Origin of the sequence: Streptomyces sp. NBC_01224 (assembly GCF_036002945.1) — a bacterium.
In the GTDB taxonomy this organism is placed as follows: Bacteria; Actinomycetota; Actinomycetes; order Streptomycetales; family Streptomycetaceae; genus Streptomyces.
The window spans coordinates 3,861,666-3,877,431 of the sequence record NZ_CP108529.1 but is presented as its reverse complement, the minus strand read 5'-3'; the positions used below and the strand labels follow the sequence as shown (position 1 = coordinate 3,877,431).

Here is a 15,766-nt window from a genome sequence, read left to right as displayed (position 1 = left end):
TGCATGGGGCGGGTCTCACGCGGAGACGTCGCCGAGAAGAGATCGCCGCAGTGCTCAGGAGTGTCCGGCCGAGATCACCACTGCGCCCGACTGCTCGATGGTCGAAGCCAGCGACAGTTCGGGGGTCTGATCGGTGATCAGGCCGGTGCAGTCGTCGAATCCGCAGACGCGGTGCGGAGCCACCCGGCCGAGCTTGCTCCCGTCGGCCAGTACGTAGGTGAGCGCGCTGCGAGCGAGGATCGCGCGCTTGGTCGCGTTCTCCTCGAAGTAGAAGTCGGTCATCCCGGCGGAGCTGTCGACACCGCCGGAGCCGAGAAACGCCACGTCGGCGTAGAGGCCGTTGAAGAAGTCCACTGTCAGCGGGCCGGAGCAGACCAGGTCGCCGCCCCGGATTCGGCCGCCGGGAACCAGCACGTCGACATGGGGGCGGGTGGACAGCTCGGCTGCGACGAGCAGGGACGGGGTCGCCACCGTCCCCCGGAAGTCCGGCGCCAGGGCGCAGGCGACCTGCAGAGCCGTCGTGCCGACGTCGATCACGACGGTCATGCCGGAGCGGACCAGGTCCGCCGCGGCTCGCCCGATCTCCGTCTTGGCCTGCTGCTGCGAGGCGGACCGCTCCGTGAAGGATGCCTCTTCGCCGCTCAGGCCGCGGACGACGGACAGCGCTGCCGCACCGCCGCGCACCCGCATGAGATGCCCCTGCTTCTCCATCTGTGCCAGATCCCGGCGCACGGTCTCGGCCGAGACGCCGAGCTGCTCCGCCAGACTCTCGGTGCTGATCGTGCCGCTGCGCTCCACGGCGGTGGAGATTCGACGGTGACGTTCGGCTGGCAGCATCCCGGCAACCTCGCTGACTGGTTTCGTGGAAAAGTGACTGGAGATGCCTGAAAGTGTGGACGCGTGACCGAAAATCGTCAAGAGTTGGCGTGTAATTCACCTGTCTCCCTGCGCCGTGACCCGATCGGCGGGCATGTGACGCGGTTCCCGACACGCCGGCCGGCCCGGCCCGGCCGGCGTGTCGGTCCTGGAGTCGGGGGCCCACCCCTACGGGACGGGGAAGGCCCGCCCGGGTGGTGTCATACCGAAGAGGTAGGTGGAGTTGCTCCCCGGGAGTGACGATTCCGCGCCGCAGGTTTGGTCAGATGGAGAACAACCACTCCTGAACAAACCGGTGAGAATGGCGGCACGGAGTGGACGAGTGCATCCGGACGGAAGCCGCCGACCACGGAGGTAGGGCACACATGGCACCGAACGACAGCGTAGAGACCAACGGCGGGACCAGGGGCACCGACGTCGGCCGTCGAAAGGCGGCGCGCTACATCGTCCCGGTCGCGGTGGCGGGAGTGGCGGCCGCGACGATCGGGCTCGTCCCGGCGCTCGCGAGCACCGGTGACCCCGATCTGCCGAAGATCACCGCACAGCAGCTCATCGAGAAGATCGCCGCTTCGGACACCCAGCAGCTCTCCGGCACGGTGAAGATCAGCACGGACCTCGGCATCCCGTCGCTCGGCGGTCTGGCCGGCTCCTTCGTCCCGGGCGGCAGCGAGGGCGACACCGGCAGCGCCAAGGGCGATTCGACCGCCGACCCGCAGACGAAGATGACGGAGCTGGCGTCGGGCACGCACACCCTGCGGGTGGCCGCCGACGGCCCCGACAAGCAGCGGGTGTCGATCCTGGAAAACGCGGCGGAGTACAGCCTGATCCACAACGGTGATCAGGTCTGGGCGTACGACAGCAGGACCAACCAGGCCTACCACGCCACCGAGGACCGGAGCGGGAAGGAGTCCGGGCACTCGGCCCCGGCTCCCGAGGGCGTGCCGACCACGCCGAAGGCGCTCGCCGAACAGGTCCTGAAGGCCGCCGGCCCCACCACATCGGTGACGGTCGACGGCACGGCGCAGGTCGCCGGACGTGACGCGTACAAGCTGCTCATCAAGCCCAAGCAGAGCGGCTCCACGATCGGCTCGGTCACGGTCGCGGTCGACGCGAAGAGCGGTGTGCCGCTGAAGTTCACGCTGCTTGCGAGCAGCGGTGGCAAGGCCGTCGTCGACGCCGGATTCACCAAGGTCGACTTTGCGAAGCCGGCTGCCTCCTCGTTCACGTTCACCCCGCCCAAGGGTGCCGAGGTGACCGAGGCCGACGACGCGAAGGCGCAGCGGAAGACCGACGGGGCAGGGGGCCTGGGCATGTTCCCGGGTGCCGAGGGACTGGGCGCCGGGGGCCAGGGCTCCAAGGACACGAAGGTCATCGGCGAGGGCTGGAACGCGATCGCCGAGATCAGGACCCCGGGCGGCACCGGACTCCCCACGAAGGCGTCGGGTGACGTACCGGCCGAGGCGCAGCAGTTCCTGGACTCGCTGGGCGACAAGGTCTCCGGAAAGTTCGGCTCGGGCACGGTCTTCAAGACCCGCCTGGTCAACGCGCTGATGACGGACGACGGCAAGGTGTACGTCGGCGCGGTCACGTCGGACGCGCTGGTCAAGGCGGCTGACAACGCCGCCTGACGCCGGGGCGCGTCGCGCTTCCCGCCGCAGGCCACCCGCCCCGCCGTACCCTCCGTACGGCGGGGCGGTCCGCTGAGGCGCTGTCCGGCCCCGATCCGCCGGACAGGCCCTACCCGACCCATGGGGAGTACGCATGACAGAGCCTGGGACCGTGACCGAGCCGAGGGCGGTGACCGCCCCCGGGGCCGTGATCGAGACACGGGGCCTCACCAAGCGGTACCGCGGCGGCCAACTCGCCGTCGACGGCCTCGACCTCAGCGTCCCCGGCGGCAGTGTCTTCGGATTCCTCGGCCCCAACGGCTCAGGGAAGACCACGACCATCCGGATGCTGATGGGTCTGATCGACCCGACATCCGGCACCGCGCAGGTCCTCGGCCACCCCATGCCGGGCGCGGCCCGCGCCGTACTTCCGCAGGTAGGAGCCTTGATCGAGGGGCCCGCCCTGTACGGCTTCCTGAGTGGCCGGGACAATCTGCTGCGCTACGACTCCGCCGACCCGACCGCCGATCCGCGCACCCGCCGGGACCGGGTCGGGCAGGCCCTGGACCGGGTCGGGCTCGCCGCGGCGGCGGGCAAGAAGGCCAAGGCGTACTCGCTCGGCATGAAGCAGCGACTCGGGCTCGCCGCCGCCCTGCTCCAGCCGCGCCGTCTGCTCGTCCTGGACGAGCCGACAAACGGCCTGGACCCGCAGGGCATGCGCGAGATCCGTGCCCTGGTCAGAGAACTGGCGGCGGAGGGCACCACCGTCTTCCTCTCCTCCCACCTCCTCGACGAGATCGAGCAGGTCTGCACACATGCCGCGGTGATGGCCAGGGGCCGGCTGATCACCCAGGGCCCGGTCGCGGATCTGGCGGCCGGGGCGCGCGGCCGGCTCGCCGTCACCACCCCCGACCCGGGTGAAGCCGCCCGCGTTCTCAAGGAGCTGGGCGTCACCGGTATCACGGTCGACGGCGACCGGGTGAGCGCCGACGCCCCGCCGGGCGACGTCGAACTCGCGGACCTCAGCGCGGCGCTGGTGCACGCCGGCGTACGCCTGCGGTCCTTCGGCGTCGAACGGGCCTCGTTGGAGGACGCCTTTGTCGCACTCACCGGAGAGGGTTTCGATGTCGCAGGCTGAAGCCGGAATCATAGGGGCGGGCAGGGCGCGCAATCGCCTGTGGACCTTCGGAATCCTCCGCTCCGAACTGACCACCACACTCCGCCGCTGGCGCACCCTCGCGCTGCTCGGGGTGCTGGCCGCCGTTCCCGTGCTGATCGGGATCGCGGTGAAGATCGAGACGAATCACGGTTCCTCGCCCGGACCGGGCGGTGGCGGGGGAGGCCCCGCTTTCCTCTCCCAGGTCACCAACAACGGCCTGTTCCTGGTCTTCGCGGCCCTCGCCGTGACGCTCCCGGTCTTCCTCCCGATGGCCGTCGGGGTCGTCGCGGGCGACTCGATCGCGGGCGAGGCCAACGCCGGCACCCTGCGCTATCTGCTGGTCGCCCCGGCGGGCCGGACCCGGCTGCTGCTGACGAAGTACGCCTCCGTCCTCACGTTCTGCCTGGTCGCGACCCTGGTCGTGGCCCTCTCGGCGCTCGCCGTGGGCGCGCTGCTGTTCCCGGTGGGTGAGGTCACCACCATCTCGGGGACCCGGATCGGGTTCGGCGAAGGGCTGCTGCGGGCCGGACTGATCGCGGTGGTGGTCGCGGCGTCACTGATCGGATTCGCGGCGATCGGCCTGTTCATCTCGACCCTCACCAGCAGCGGGATCGCGGCCATGGCCGCCACTGTCGGGATGCTGATCACCGTGCAGATCGTGGACACGATCCCGCAGCTGAGCGGGATCCATCCGTATCTCTTCCCGCATTACTGGATGTCGTACGCGGACCTGCTGCGCGACCCCGTGTACTGGGACGAGGCGGTCAAGAACCTGGGACTGCAGGGCTTGTACGCGGCGGTGTTCGGCTCGGCGGCCTGGGCCCGTTTCACGGCGAAGGACATCACCGCCTGACGCACGGCGCTTCGCACTCGTGCCGTCGGCCGGGCGAGCCGTCCCCCGATCGGCTCGTCGCGGCACGAACGGCACGAACGGTGCGAACAGCAGGAACGATACGACACGGCACGTTCCGTTTCCGCCTCAGTATTGTTCGACTTCTGGCGACGGACTGTCAACAAGGATTGGCTCAAATACACCTATGCTCACCGAATGATCACATCGCCGAGTTCACTGCGTCGCAGCGAGAGATCACGACGGGCGATCCTGGAAGCCGCCCTCGAACTGTGTACGGAGAAGGGGTACGGCCGGGTCACGGTCGAGGCCATCGCGGCCAGAGCGGGTGTCAGCAAGAAGACGATCTACCGTTGGTGGCCGTCGAAGAGCGCGGTGATGCTGGAGGCGTTCACCGACGCCCTGGTCGGCACGACGCCGTTCGTCGACACCGGCGACATCGCCGCCGACCTGCGCGCCAATGTGATGGGCGCGGTGAAACTGCTCTCCACACCGCCCTACGGCCCCGCGTACGCCGGGATTCTCTCCGAGGTCCACCACGACGACGCACTCGCGGAAACAGTCAGAACGAAGCTGATCGACCCCCGCTTCAACGAGGCGGTCGCCCGCCTGCGCCGGGCCCAGGGGCAGGGCCAGATCCCACCGGGCGCCGATCTTCCGCTGGCGGTGGAGATGCTGTACGGGCCGGTGTACTACCGCCATGTGCTGCGCAAGCCGGCACAGGACGAGGAGACGATCGCGGCACTGGTCGCGCATGTGCTGCGGGCGCTGGGGGCGCCGGAGGTGCTTCCGCCGGAGGGCGGGAACGGCTGAGAATCACCGATGTCCGTACACCCGCTCCAGTACCTCCGCCACCCCGTCGCCCTCGTTCGACGACGTCACCTCGTCCGCCGCGGCCCGGAGGTCCGGATGGGCGTTGGCCATGGCGACGCCGTAACCGGCCGTGCGGAACATCGGCAGGTCGTTGGGCATGTCACCGAAGGCGATCGTGGTGCCCGCGTCCATGCCCAGGACCTCGGCCGCCAGCGCGAGCCCGCTGCCCTTGTCGACGCCGTACGGCTGCAGTTCGACGGTGCCGGGGCCGGAGAGCGTGACGGAGGCGAGAACGCCGACTGCCGTACGGGCAGCCTCGGCCAGCGCGTCGTCCGTGAGCTCCGGGTGCCGGATGAGGACCTTGATGACGGGTGCGGACCACAACTCGTGGCGATGACGTGTCCGTTGGGCAGGAAGCGTGGGGTGGGGCATCAGATACCCCGGCTCGATCAGTGTCCGGCCCTCGGTCCCGTCCTGGTCCACGGCCGCGTGGACCGGTCCGACCTGAGCCTCGATCTTGCCGAGCGCGGTGTCGGCCGCCTCCCGGTCCAGGGTGACCGTGCGTACCATCCGCCCGGACCCGGCGTCGTACAGCTGAGTGCCCTGCCCGCAGACCACCGGCCCCCGGTAGCCCAGCACGTCGAGCAGCCCCCGTATGCCGGGAACGGGCCGCCCGGTGACCACGAGATGCCGCGCCCCGGCCCGTGCGGCCAGGGCGAGGGCGGCGCGGGTGCGGGGGCTCACGGTGTCGTCGCGGCGCAGCAGAGTGCCGTCCAGGTCCGTGGCGACGAGGGCATATGCGGGTGGGATGGGCATGGATCAAGCCTAAGGTCCGCCCGGGGGCGCGCACTTCGGCGTTGACAGGCGATGGCCGGCTGCGTGTAATGAGACCGGTGTCGCGTGACGCCGGCCAAAGAGCAGTGGGCCGGCCGGTGGTCGGGCGAACACCCTTCATCCAAGGGGTCCGTGATGAGTTCATACTCCGCGCCCTGTACGTGACGTAGCGCGGCAGTCGCACGTCATCATCTGCCGTTCGTGCGTCCCGGCGCCGTCATGTGCGCCGCCCCGACGCCAAGTCCTGTGATCGCGAACCGTAGTTGCCGCCGGGCCGAGTCCTGCGGTCGGCCGTGCGGTGGCTCCGTTCCGTGCGCAGCACGATCAGTCGTTCCCGCAGTCACTGCGGGCTTCATCCGCATCTTCCGGAGACACAGAACCGTATGCCCACATCCTTCAATCAATCAGTCATCGAGGAGTTCCGCGCCAATGGAGGGAAGGTCGGTGGCCCCTTCGAGAGCGGCGATCTGCTCCTGCTGACGACCACCGGCGCGAGGTCGGGGAAGGAGACCACCACTCCTCTCGGCTATGTCCGCCACGGCGACTCGCTGCTGATCGTCGGCTCCAACCTCGGTGCCCCGACCCACCCCGACTGGTACCACAACCTGCTCGCCCACCCCGTGGTACGGGTGGAGGTCGGCACCCGTACCTTCCAGGCCCTCGCGGTTCCCGCCGAGGGAGCGCGGCGCGAGGAACTGTTCGCACACGCCGTGGAAGCGGCGCCCGGATACGGCGACTACCAGGCCAGGACCACCCGGTCCCTGCCGGTCGTGGTGCTGGAACGCGCCGAGCCCGACGGCTGGGAGAGCCTCCGCGAGGTCAACAGCCTTGCCGACAAGGTCATGGAGGTCCACACCTGGCTGCGGGCCCAGTTGCGCCAGGTGAAGGCGGAGGCCGACGCCCACTTCACCGCACGGGCGGCCCACCGGGGCCCCGGTCAACCGCCGGCCCCGAGCCTGGGACTCCAGATCAGGCAGCGCTGCCTGGCGTTCTGCCAGGCCCTGGAGTTCCACCACACCAGCGAGGACGCGCATCTGTTCCCCGGAATCGCCCGCCACCACCCGCACTTGACCGACACCTTCGCCCGGCTCGCCGACGAACACCGCACGGTCGCCCGCATCCAGGGCGAGTTGGCGGCGCTGCTGGCGGGCATCGGCATCACCGATCCCGAGTGCTTCCGCGCCGAACTGGCCCGGATGTCGACGGAGCTGAACGCGCACCTCGACTACGAGGAGGAGCAGATCCTTCCCCTGCTGGCCGATGTCCCATGGCCGCCGGTTCCTCCGGTTCCTCCAGTTTCTCCGGCTCCTCGCGAGTAGGAATCGAGGATCTCCCCACGCCCTCCGTGCGGGCATGATGATCTCCGGGCTCGTGTCGGTCAGCGGGCGGCGGTCGGCCGCGGGATCCACGCCGCGCAGCTGCCCGCCGTGCCCGGCCTCCCGCGCCCGGCGCAGGAGCGATCCCGGCGCGCGGCAGCAATGAACAACCCCGCACCAGGACCGTCCGAGGCTATTGCACGCAGAACTCGTTGCCCTCGGGATCGGCGAGGACGGTCCACGTGCCGCCCGGTTCCTCGACCCTGCGGAGCACCCTCGCGCCCAGACCCTCCAGCCGTGTCACTTCTGCCTCGCGTCGCTCCGGGCCCGCGTGCACGTCGAGGTGGAGCCGGTTCTTCACGGTCTTGGCCTCCGGTACGCGCTGGAACAGGAGCCGTCGCCCGAGGCCGATTCCGTTCTCCTTCTCGTACGGATCGTCCGGGTGCCGGACGGCCACGAGGTCGCGCCAGGCGCGGCGGCCGTCGACCAGGACCGTCGCCTCTTCCGGCGCCGCGCCGAGGCCGAGGACCCGCTCGACCAGTGCGCTGTTGTCCTCGACCAGGTAGCCGAGGGCCTCGCCCCAGAAGGCGGCCTGGGCGTGCGGGTCGGCCGAGTCGATGACGAGCTTCCAGTTCAGGGTCATGGAAACCGTTTATAGTGGTTACATGACCGAGTCGGCAATGGGTGCGCCGGGGCTGACCCTCCGCCCACGGGAAGGCCGCCCCTATCGCTTCGATCCCGGTGCCCTGTGCCTGGAGTTGCTACCCACCGGCGGATATGCGCGGTACGCGGCGTACGAGGTGCTGCACACCCCCGCCGACCTGGTGCGATGGGCAGGCGAGAGCCGGCTGCCGGACGGCCTGTCCCTTTCGGTGAGTACGCAGGAGCTTCGGCGGGCCCACGAGTTGCGCGCCGCCCTCTGGAACCTGGCCCTCGCTCGCGCACACGGCCGCCCCTTCGACCCGGCGGAACTCACCACGGTGAACGCTGCGGCGGCCGAGCCCCCGCTCGTCCCTCGTCTCGCCGTGGACTCCGGCACCCTCGCCTGGGGCCCGGATGCCACGGGAACGGCCCTTCTGTCGACCGTCGCCCGTGATGCGGTGGAGCTGTTCACCGGCCCGTACGCCGACCGCATCCGTGAATGCGGCTCCGACAACTGCAAGTTGCTCTTCGTCGACACCTCACGGCCGGGCAGGCGGCGGTGGTGTGCGATGGAGCGCTGCGGAAACCTCCACAAGGTACGGGCCCACCGCGCCCGGCACACCACGACCGACTGAGGATTCATGCCAACGCCTTGGCTGTCCTGCGGCCGCCCATGGCGGTCGCGGACCATACGGGACCATGCGTCAGGCGTCACGCCGGCGCAGGACCAGGTAGCCGCCTGTCAGAGCGGCGGCAGTCCAGGCCAGCAGGATGACGAGAGCCGTCCCGGGGCCGTAGTCGGGGCCGAATCGTCCGTCGCCGGGCGGTCCGGCAATGCGCATCAGTTCCAGGCCGGCCTGGTCGGGCAGGTACTGCAGGACGGGCTTCAGGACGGGGACGTTGCCGAGTCCTTGGGCGCCGAGGAACAACATCGGGAGCAGGACGCCCAGCGAGATTGCCGAGCTGCGCACGATGGTCGCGATTCCCATGGAGAAGGTGCAGATCAACGTCAGGTAGGCAATGGCGCCGGCAAGGGCGGTCGGGATCCCGTCCGCAGTGAGTGTGGTGCCGTACGGGCCGAGGGCCGCCTGCGCCCCGGCGAACGTGACGATGACGGTGACCGTCGAGCCGACGAGGGCGGCCAGCGTGCCGACCAGCACCTTGCCGCCGTAGAGCAGACCACGCTGGGGCACCGCGGACAGCGACGCCCGGATCGATCCGGATGAGTACTCGGAGCCGACGAGCAGGACGCCGAACACAACGAGGGCGAGCTGTCCGAGGGGCACGCTGTACAGGCCGGCAACCAGTGGATCGAAGTTGACGACGTGCTCGATGTTGCTGCGCCAGTTGAGCGCGATGAGGGTGCCGAGGCCGGTGCTGAGCGCGAAGGCCAGCAGCAGGTTGAGGCTGGTCGAGCGTACGGTCCACGCCTTGGTCCATTCGGAGGCGAGAACCGCTCGGGGCGAATTGCTGGTCATCGGGGTGTTCCTCCCGGCAGTTCTGCCCGGTATTCGACCGTGTCGGCGGTCAGCCGCATGAACGCCTCTTCGAGAGACGCGGTACTCCGCGTCACCTCGTGCACCGTCACCGCGTGCGCTGCGACAAGTTCGCCGATCCGCTCCGCGGCGGCGGCCACATTCAGGCTGCCGTCGGCGCAGTCGGTGACCGTGATTCCTGCGCCGGCCAGCACTTCTCGCAGCCGCTGCGGTTCAGGCGTGCGCACCTGCACACCCGCGTCCGTGTGCCTGTCGATGAACGCGGTCATGCTGGTGTCCGCGAGGAGCCGACCGCGGCCGACGACGATGAGGTGGTCCACGGTGAGCGCCGCCTCGCTCATCAGGTGGCTGGACACCAGGACGGTGCGTCCTTGTGCCGCCAGGTCCCGCATGAGCTGCCGGATCCACAGGACGCCTTCCGGGTCGAGCCCGTTGACAGGCTCGTCCAGCACCAGGACGGCGGGGTCGCCGAGCAACGCCGCGGCGATTCCCAGCCGCTGACTCATACCCAGCGAGAACGTCCTCGCTCGACGGCGCGCGGCGCTCCGCAGGCCGGTCAGCTCGACCACCTCATGGACGCGACGTGGCGGGATCCCGTTGCTGCGGGCCAGGCACCGCAGATGGTTCAGCGCGGTTCGGCCAGGGTGCACCGCCTTGGCGTCGAGCAGCGCACCCACCGTACGCAGCGGGTCGTGAAGCCGCTGGTACGGTGCGCCGTCGATGCGTACCTCGCCGGTCGTCGGCCGGTCCAGGCCCAGCATCATGCGCATCGTGGTGGACTTCCCGGCGCCGTTGGGGCCCAGGAATCCGGTCACCCGGCCGGGCCGTACCTGGAAGGTAAGCCCCTCCACAGCGGTGGTTCTCCCGTAGCGCTTGGTCAGGTCGGTTACTTCGATCATGCCGGTGATGGTCCGCGACGCGAGGCGCCCGCCGCATCCGGCTCGGGGCTGACTGTCCTTCCTCCACCCGCGGGTGGAGGCTGACCGTCACGCGCGGCCGCGCATCCGACTGCAGGAGGAGCGGCTGCGACAACCCCTGGACGGAAGTGGAGCGCCGTACGCCTGGGTAGGGTCGAGCGGTGCAAGCAGGTACTGCGGTGGACCCCGACCATCCGATCCTGGCCCGGCGGCTGAGCCGACGCCAACTCATGGCCCTGGACTGCGTGTTCGTGCTCGTCTACGCGGTCGCGTTGCTGTTGACCGGGCCGACGGCCATCTCGTCGTCGTCCGCGCCGCCGCCCCCGGCCCCGGTGCCGTGGGAGCGACTCGTGCTCATAGCCGCGGCCACCGCGCCTGTCGCCGTACGGCGGATCTGGCCGTTGCCCGTGTTCGTTGTCGTGCTGGCGGTGACCGTCGTGGCCGTCGTACGGGACGGGGCGTGGGACCCGTTCCTGTCGGCGGCGTTCGCCATCTACACCGTCGCCGTCATGGTGCCGTTGCGCTGGTGGTGGCAACGATGGTTGCCCGGCCTGACGATCGCTGTGCTGACCGCGGCCGGCGCTGTCGGAGTGGCGCGTGCCGGCGAAGCGTACTGGTGGCGCGACGGCCCGGGTCTGCTGTTGCTCGGCTTTGCCGCACTGCTCGGCGCCTGGGAGCTGGGGCGCGCCGCGCGGCAGAGGCGCGCATTCGCCGTCCGGGCGGCCGAGCAGCTCGCGCAGCGGGCCGTCACGGAGGAACGCCTGCGGATCGCCCGCGAACTGCATGACGTCGTCACGCACAGCATGGGCCTGATCGCGGTCAAAGCCGGTGTTGCCAACCACGTGCTGCACATCAGGCCGCAAGAGGCGTACGACGCGCTGCAGGTCATCGAGCGCACGAGTCGCACCGCGCTGAACGACATGCGCCGGATGCTCGGTGTGCTGCGCACCTCCGAAGACGAGCGGCAGGCGGCGGCTCTTGGCCCGGTTCCCAGCGCCGTTGCTCTCCCCGAGCTCGTCGGGCAGGTCGGCGCGCAGCTGACCATGCGCGGTGTCGAAAGCCTGCCCGGCGGAGTCGCGCTGGCCGTCTACCGGATCGTGCAGGAGGCGCTCACCAACGTTGCCAAGCATGCCGGCCCGGCAACCCGCTGCCGGGTGGTGGTCGATGCGAACGGCCACGACGTCCGGCTCGCCGTCATCGACGATGGAGGTGACCGGGCGACCCTCGCGACGACACCCGGCGGTCATGGCATCGTCGGCATGCGCGAACGCGTCGCCGTGTACGGCGGCACTTTCACCGCCGGACCGCGTCCGGAGGGAGGCTTCGCGGTGCACGTGTCCCTGCCGTACCAGGAGGACGAATGATCCGGCCCGCCGATCCGCCCGCTAACCCGGTCCGGGTCCTGATCGCGGACGACCAGGCGCTGCTGCGCGGCAGTCTGCGAGTTCTCGTCGATGCCGAGCCCGGCCTGGTGACCACGTCGGAGGCGGCGACCGGGACGGAGGCGGTGCGGTTTGCCGAGCAGGATCCGCCGGACGTGGTCCTGATGGACGTGCGGATGCCCGGGATGGATGGCATCGAGGCGACCCGGCGGATCTGCGGCTCTCCCGCGACCGCGAACGTCAAGGTGCTGATCCTGACGATGTTCGACCTGGACGAGTACGTCTACGCCGCGCTGCGAGCCGGCGCCAGCGGCTTCCTGCTCAAGGACACGCCGCCCGGCGAGCTGCTCGCGGCGATACGGGTCATCGCCGCCGGCGAGGCGCTGCTGGCACCGGCCGTGACGCGACGCCTGATCGCGGAGTTCGTCCGCCGCCCGGAGCCCTCGCGACCGCTGCGTCGCACCCTGGACGGCGTGACCGAGCGCGAACGCGAAGTCCTCACCCTCATCGCCTGCGGTCTGTCCAACACCGAGATCGCCGAACGGCTGTATCTCGGCATTGCCACCGTGAAGACCCACGTCAGCCATCTGCTCACCAAGCTCGCCGCCCGCGATCGCGCCCAATTGGTGATCGTCGCGTACGAGAGCGGCCTGGTCACGGTGGCACGACCACCGCTCGGTTCCTGAGGGCGTGGGCCGGGCCTGCCTCGTCAGCCGTCGGAGTGCGGACGGGGGCCCCGGGCCAGGCGAAGTGCTGACGCCTCGCCATGTTCCGCCACGCCCTGGCACCATCACACAATCGCCGGGCGCAGCCGGGCAGGGGGCCCCCACCGCTACGCCGTCATGCTGCGCTCTTGGGCTTGATCGTGAGGCCGTGGACGACAGTGCCGGGGAAGTGTTTCTCCAGGTACTCCTCGATGGCGTGGACGCGGTGCGTGGCGATCGTGCGATCGGTGCGGCGGGCGTCAGCCGTCGCACCGGAGCGCAGGGAATCGGGGCCGGACGGGTGGACCTGCTCCACGCCGTCGTCCGTGTGCGTGGTGGGCGAGGTTCCGCAGACGAGGAAGGACAGCGTGGACAGGGCCGCGGTGGCGGTGCGCAGAAGCACGCGGGAGTTCCCGGACGTGCGCGTAAATCGGCTCATAACATGTCAGGAAAATATGAGCATGTGGTAGTTCTGGGATTGCCCGCCGTGACGCGCTCAAAGCCGCCTGAATGCCGTACCGCTCAGGTGGTCCAGATAGTCGATGACAGCCCGGCCGTCGTCGGCCGGCGCGATCAGCCCCACGTGGTTGTCCGGGCGGACCAGGACGAGAGCGTCGGCGCCCGTTTCGATGCCGTACGCCGAGCGGGCGTGGCCTGCGTCGTCGGTCAGGCCGTGCCGTGCTTCCGCGTCCACCCCGTACGCCCGCACCGCGTCGCCGTACGTCGTTTCCGTCGCCCGCAGCGCGTCCGTTGTGGCCGGGCCGAAGCCCAGCAGGGTGAAGTGCGGTCCGGCGAACGCCTCGAACAGCCGGGTCGGTGCGCCCGTCCCGGCATCGCGGCAGGGGGCGTCCGGGGCGCGGTCGCCCGCGCGCAGGCGGGCGGTGGAGCCTGCGGGGGAGAGTGAGCTCCAGCGGTAGCCCAGGCCGAGGCCCGTGGTCTCCCCGGTGACCGCCGAGTCCAGGCCGCCGCCCGGCTGCCTGATCGCGTCGAGCGTGACCCGCAGCCGCTCGGAACTGATGTCCAGCGCCCAGGAGGCCACGGGCAGCCGCTCCTCCTCGTACGTGTCCAGCAGGCCGGGATCGGCCTGGCCGGTGACGACCCGGGCGAGCTTCCAGCCCAGGTTGAACGCGTCCTGGATCCCGGTGTTCATGCCCAGTCCACCCGCGATGGAGTGCACATGCGCGGCGTCCCCGGCCAGCAGTACGCGACCCACCCGGTAGCGGTCGGCCATGCGCTCGTTGACCCGGTACGTGGAGAGCAGGGTGGCCTGCGTCAGATGGGTGGCCGGCAGTCCGGTGTGCTTGGCGAAGAGCCGCCGGAAGCTCTCCAGCGAGGGCGGTACGGGGGCTCCCGCCCGGTCCCGCTCCGGCCCCGCCTGGAACCACCAGCCCGACCGCGTACCCGGGATCGGGCACATCATCACGGCGCCGTCCTCGTCGAACCACTGGTGCCAGTAGCCGCGGTCGGGGCCGTCCGCCTCCACGTCCCCGCAGACCATCATCTGTTCCTCGGTGGTCTTCCCCTCGAATGGGACGCCGAGCAACTTGCGCACCGGGCTGTGGCCGCCGTCGCAGCCCACCACGTACCGCGCCTCGATGCTCCGGCCGTCTGCGAGCCCGACCGTCACCGAGTCGGAGCCCGCCGTCAACCGATCGGCTTCCGCGCCGAGTTCGACGTGTACTCCGTACTCCGCCAGGCGGTCCCGCAGGATCTCCTCCAGCCGCCACTGGGCGATCAGCCACCCCCGGTCGTACGGGGTGTCCGGCGTCGGGCGCGATGCCTCGAACGGGTCGGTGTCGGCGATCGGCAGCCCGTTCCGGTACTTGCGCATGGGCAGCGGCGCCGAGCCCGCGGCCAGGACCTTGTCCACGACCCCGAGGTCCTCCAGGACCTCCAGGGAGCGGGGGTTGGGGCCCTTGGCCCGTGAGCTGCGCGGAAAGTCCGGGGACTTGTCGATGATCCGTACGTCGATGGAGCGCCGGGCCAGATCGCAGGCCAGGGTCAGGCCGGTCGGCCCCGAGCCGACGATCAGTGTGCACGGGATCGCGTCGGCGGGTACGGACGGCTCGCCCGGAGCCTCCCTGGCGGCCTATCGGGCGGCGCTCGTCGTCCCGGTGGTGATGGTGGCGGCGGGGGCGCTGGTCACTTCGCTGGGGTTGCGGCGGAGGACGACGAAGGGGAATCCCCGGCCGTCGGTGTCTGTCGCGCCGCCAGCTGCACCGCACGAGTCTGCGCCTGTGCCCTCGTCCGCCGTGCCGTCCGGAACGCGTCCCACGTCAGCAGGGTGAGCGCCAGCCACACCAGGGCGAACCCGGCCCATCGCTCCGGCGGCATCTCCTCGTGGAAGTACAGGATGCCGAGGATGAACTGGAAGACCGGCGCCAGATACTGCAGCAGGCCCAGCGTGGAGAGCGGTACGCGGATGGCCGCCGCCCCGAAAAGGACGAGCGGCGTGGCCGTGACGACACCCGTCGCGGCCAGCAGCGCCGAATGACCGAGGCCCTCGGAGGTGAAAGTCGCATCGCCCTGCGCGCCCAGCCACAGCAGGTAGCCGAGCGCGGGCACGAACAGTACGGCGGTCTCGGCGGTGAGCGACTCCAGGCCGCCCATGTTGACCTTCTTCTTCACCAGGCCGTATGTCGCGAAGGAGAACGCCAGCGTCAATGAGATCCACGGCGGCCGTCCGTAGCCGATCGCCAGTACGAGCACCGCCGCGACACCGGTGCCGACCGCCACCCACTGCGCGGGGCGCAGCCGTTCGCCGAGAAGCAGAACGCCCATGGCGATGGTGACCAGCGGATTGATGAAGTAGCCGAGCGAGGCCTCGACGACATGGCCGTTGTTCACGGACCAGATGTACAGACCCCAGTTGACCGTGATCACGGCCGCGGCGACCGATATCAGGCCGAGCTTCTTCGGCTGCCGTATCAGCTCACCGATCCAGGACCAGCGGCGCAGCACCAGCAGTGCGATGCCGACGACCCCGACGGACCAGACCATGCGATGGGCGAGGATCTCGATCGCACCGGCGGGCTTCAGCAGCGGCCAGAACAGCGGGACCATGCCCCACAGGCCGTAGGCGCCGATGCCGGACAGCAGCCCGGCCCGTTGTTCATTTGTTCCCTTCACGGGCCCTCCCGGCACGTCCGTGTCAACCGCTCCGCCGACTG

Annotated in this window: 16 protein-coding genes; 8 read left to right on the top strand and 8 right to left on the bottom strand. The window is 70.2% G+C overall.

Annotated elements, in window-relative coordinates; genetic code table 11:
• Positions 1-54: 54 nt before the first annotated feature.
• On the bottom strand, positions 55-837 hold the full coding sequence (locus tag OG609_RS16900; RefSeq protein ID WP_327273573.1) for a DeoR/GlpR family DNA-binding transcription regulator: 783 nt from the start codon (positions 835-837) through the stop codon (positions 55-57).
• Positions 838-1,241: 404 nt separating this feature from the next.
• Here OG609_RS16900 and OG609_RS16895 point away from each other — a divergent pair, with 404 nt between their 5' ends.
• The 4 genes from OG609_RS16895 to OG609_RS16880 all read left to right on the top strand — a co-directional run bounded on the left by OG609_RS16895 (position 1,242) and on the right by OG609_RS16880 (position 5,305).
• A complete protein-coding gene (locus OG609_RS16895; protein ID WP_327273572.1) occupies positions 1,242-2,504 on the top strand; it encodes a LolA family protein in 1,263 nt (420 codons plus the stop codon).
• A gap of 133 nt (positions 2,505-2,637) precedes the next feature.
• Positions 2,638-3,621, top strand: a complete 984-nt coding sequence (locus OG609_RS16890; protein WP_327273571.1) for an ABC transporter ATP-binding protein — start codon at positions 2,638-2,640, stop codon at positions 3,619-3,621.
• Complete coding sequence (locus OG609_RS16885) at positions 3,608-4,495, top strand: ABC transporter permease (RefSeq protein WP_327273570.1); 888 nt, start codon at positions 3,608-3,610, stop codon at positions 4,493-4,495. Before OG609_RS16890 ends, OG609_RS16885 begins: the two co-directional genes overlap by 14 nt.
• A 195-nt stretch (positions 4,496-4,690) precedes the next feature.
• Positions 4,691-5,305, top strand: a complete 615-nt coding sequence (locus tag OG609_RS16880) for a TetR/AcrR family transcriptional regulator (RefSeq protein ID WP_327273569.1) — start codon at positions 4,691-4,693, stop codon at positions 5,303-5,305.
• Between the two features lie 3 nt (positions 5,306-5,308).
• Here OG609_RS16880 and OG609_RS16875 read toward each other — a convergent pair whose 3' ends face one another.
• The gene (locus tag OG609_RS16875; protein ID WP_327273568.1) at positions 5,309-6,121 is read right to left on the bottom strand and encodes an HAD family hydrolase; all 813 of its coding nucleotides are present in this window, start codon (positions 6,119-6,121) and stop codon (positions 5,309-5,311) included.
• Between the two features lie 401 nt (positions 6,122-6,522).
• Between OG609_RS16875 and OG609_RS16870 the strand changes: the two genes are divergently transcribed.
• Positions 6,523-7,458 carry a nitroreductase/quinone reductase family protein gene (locus OG609_RS16870; RefSeq protein WP_327273567.1) on the top strand — a complete coding sequence of 312 codons (936 nt, stop codon included), beginning with the start codon at positions 6,523-6,525 and terminating at the stop codon, positions 7,456-7,458.
• Between the two features lie 190 nt (positions 7,459-7,648).
• Here the strand turns inward: OG609_RS16870 and OG609_RS16865 are convergent, their stop codons facing one another.
• Complete coding sequence (locus tag OG609_RS16865) at positions 7,649-8,098, bottom strand: VOC family protein (RefSeq protein ID WP_327273566.1); 450 nt, start codon at positions 8,096-8,098, stop codon at positions 7,649-7,651.
• Between the two features lie 22 nt (positions 8,099-8,120).
• Between OG609_RS16865 and OG609_RS16860 the strand changes: the two genes are divergently transcribed.
• Positions 8,121-8,732: a CGNR zinc finger domain-containing protein gene (locus OG609_RS16860; protein WP_327273565.1), complete on the top strand. Its 612-nt coding sequence runs from the start codon at positions 8,121-8,123 to the stop codon at positions 8,730-8,732.
• A 69-nt stretch (positions 8,733-8,801) separates the two neighbouring features.
• Here OG609_RS16860 and OG609_RS16855 read toward each other — a convergent pair whose 3' ends face one another.
• Together OG609_RS16855 and OG609_RS16850 are read right to left on the bottom strand one after the other, a co-directional pair.
• Positions 8,802-9,575, bottom strand: coding sequence for an ABC transporter permease subunit (locus tag OG609_RS16855; RefSeq protein WP_327273564.1), 774 nt, complete (start codon positions 9,573-9,575; stop codon positions 8,802-8,804).
• Positions 9,572-10,492: an ABC transporter ATP-binding protein gene (locus OG609_RS16850; RefSeq protein ID WP_327273563.1), complete on the bottom strand. Its 921-nt coding sequence runs from the start codon at positions 10,490-10,492 to the stop codon at positions 9,572-9,574. Before OG609_RS16850 ends, OG609_RS16855 begins: the two co-directional genes overlap by 4 nt.
• A 179-nt stretch (positions 10,493-10,671) precedes the next feature.
• Here OG609_RS16850 and OG609_RS16845 point away from each other — a divergent pair, with 179 nt between their 5' ends.
• Together OG609_RS16845 and OG609_RS16840 are read left to right on the top strand one after the other, a co-directional pair.
• Positions 10,672-11,874: a sensor histidine kinase gene (locus OG609_RS16845; protein WP_327273562.1), complete on the top strand. Its 1,203-nt coding sequence runs from the start codon at positions 10,672-10,674 to the stop codon at positions 11,872-11,874.
• Positions 11,871-12,578 (top strand): response regulator transcription factor, encoded by a 708-nt coding sequence (locus OG609_RS16840; protein WP_327273561.1) that lies wholly within the window; start codon positions 11,871-11,873, stop codon positions 12,576-12,578. Before OG609_RS16845 ends, OG609_RS16840 begins: the two co-directional genes overlap by 4 nt.
• 154 nt (positions 12,579-12,732) lie before the next feature.
• Here the strand turns inward: OG609_RS16840 and OG609_RS16835 are convergent, their stop codons facing one another.
• The 3 genes from OG609_RS16835 to rarD form a co-directional block, all read right to left on the bottom strand.
• Positions 12,733-12,999, bottom strand: a complete 267-nt coding sequence (locus OG609_RS16835; RefSeq protein ID WP_327273560.1) for a hypothetical protein — start codon at positions 12,997-12,999, stop codon at positions 12,733-12,735.
• A 93-nt stretch (positions 13,000-13,092) separates the two neighbouring features.
• A complete protein-coding gene (locus tag OG609_RS16830; RefSeq protein WP_327278079.1) occupies positions 13,093-14,640 on the bottom strand; it encodes an FAD-dependent monooxygenase in 1,548 nt (515 codons plus the stop codon).
• Between the two features lie 98 nt (positions 14,641-14,738).
• Positions 14,739-15,725, bottom strand: a complete 987-nt coding sequence (rarD, locus tag OG609_RS16825) for an EamA family transporter RarD (RefSeq protein WP_327273559.1) — start codon at positions 15,723-15,725, stop codon at positions 14,739-14,741.
• Positions 15,726-15,766 lie beyond the last annotated feature (41 nt).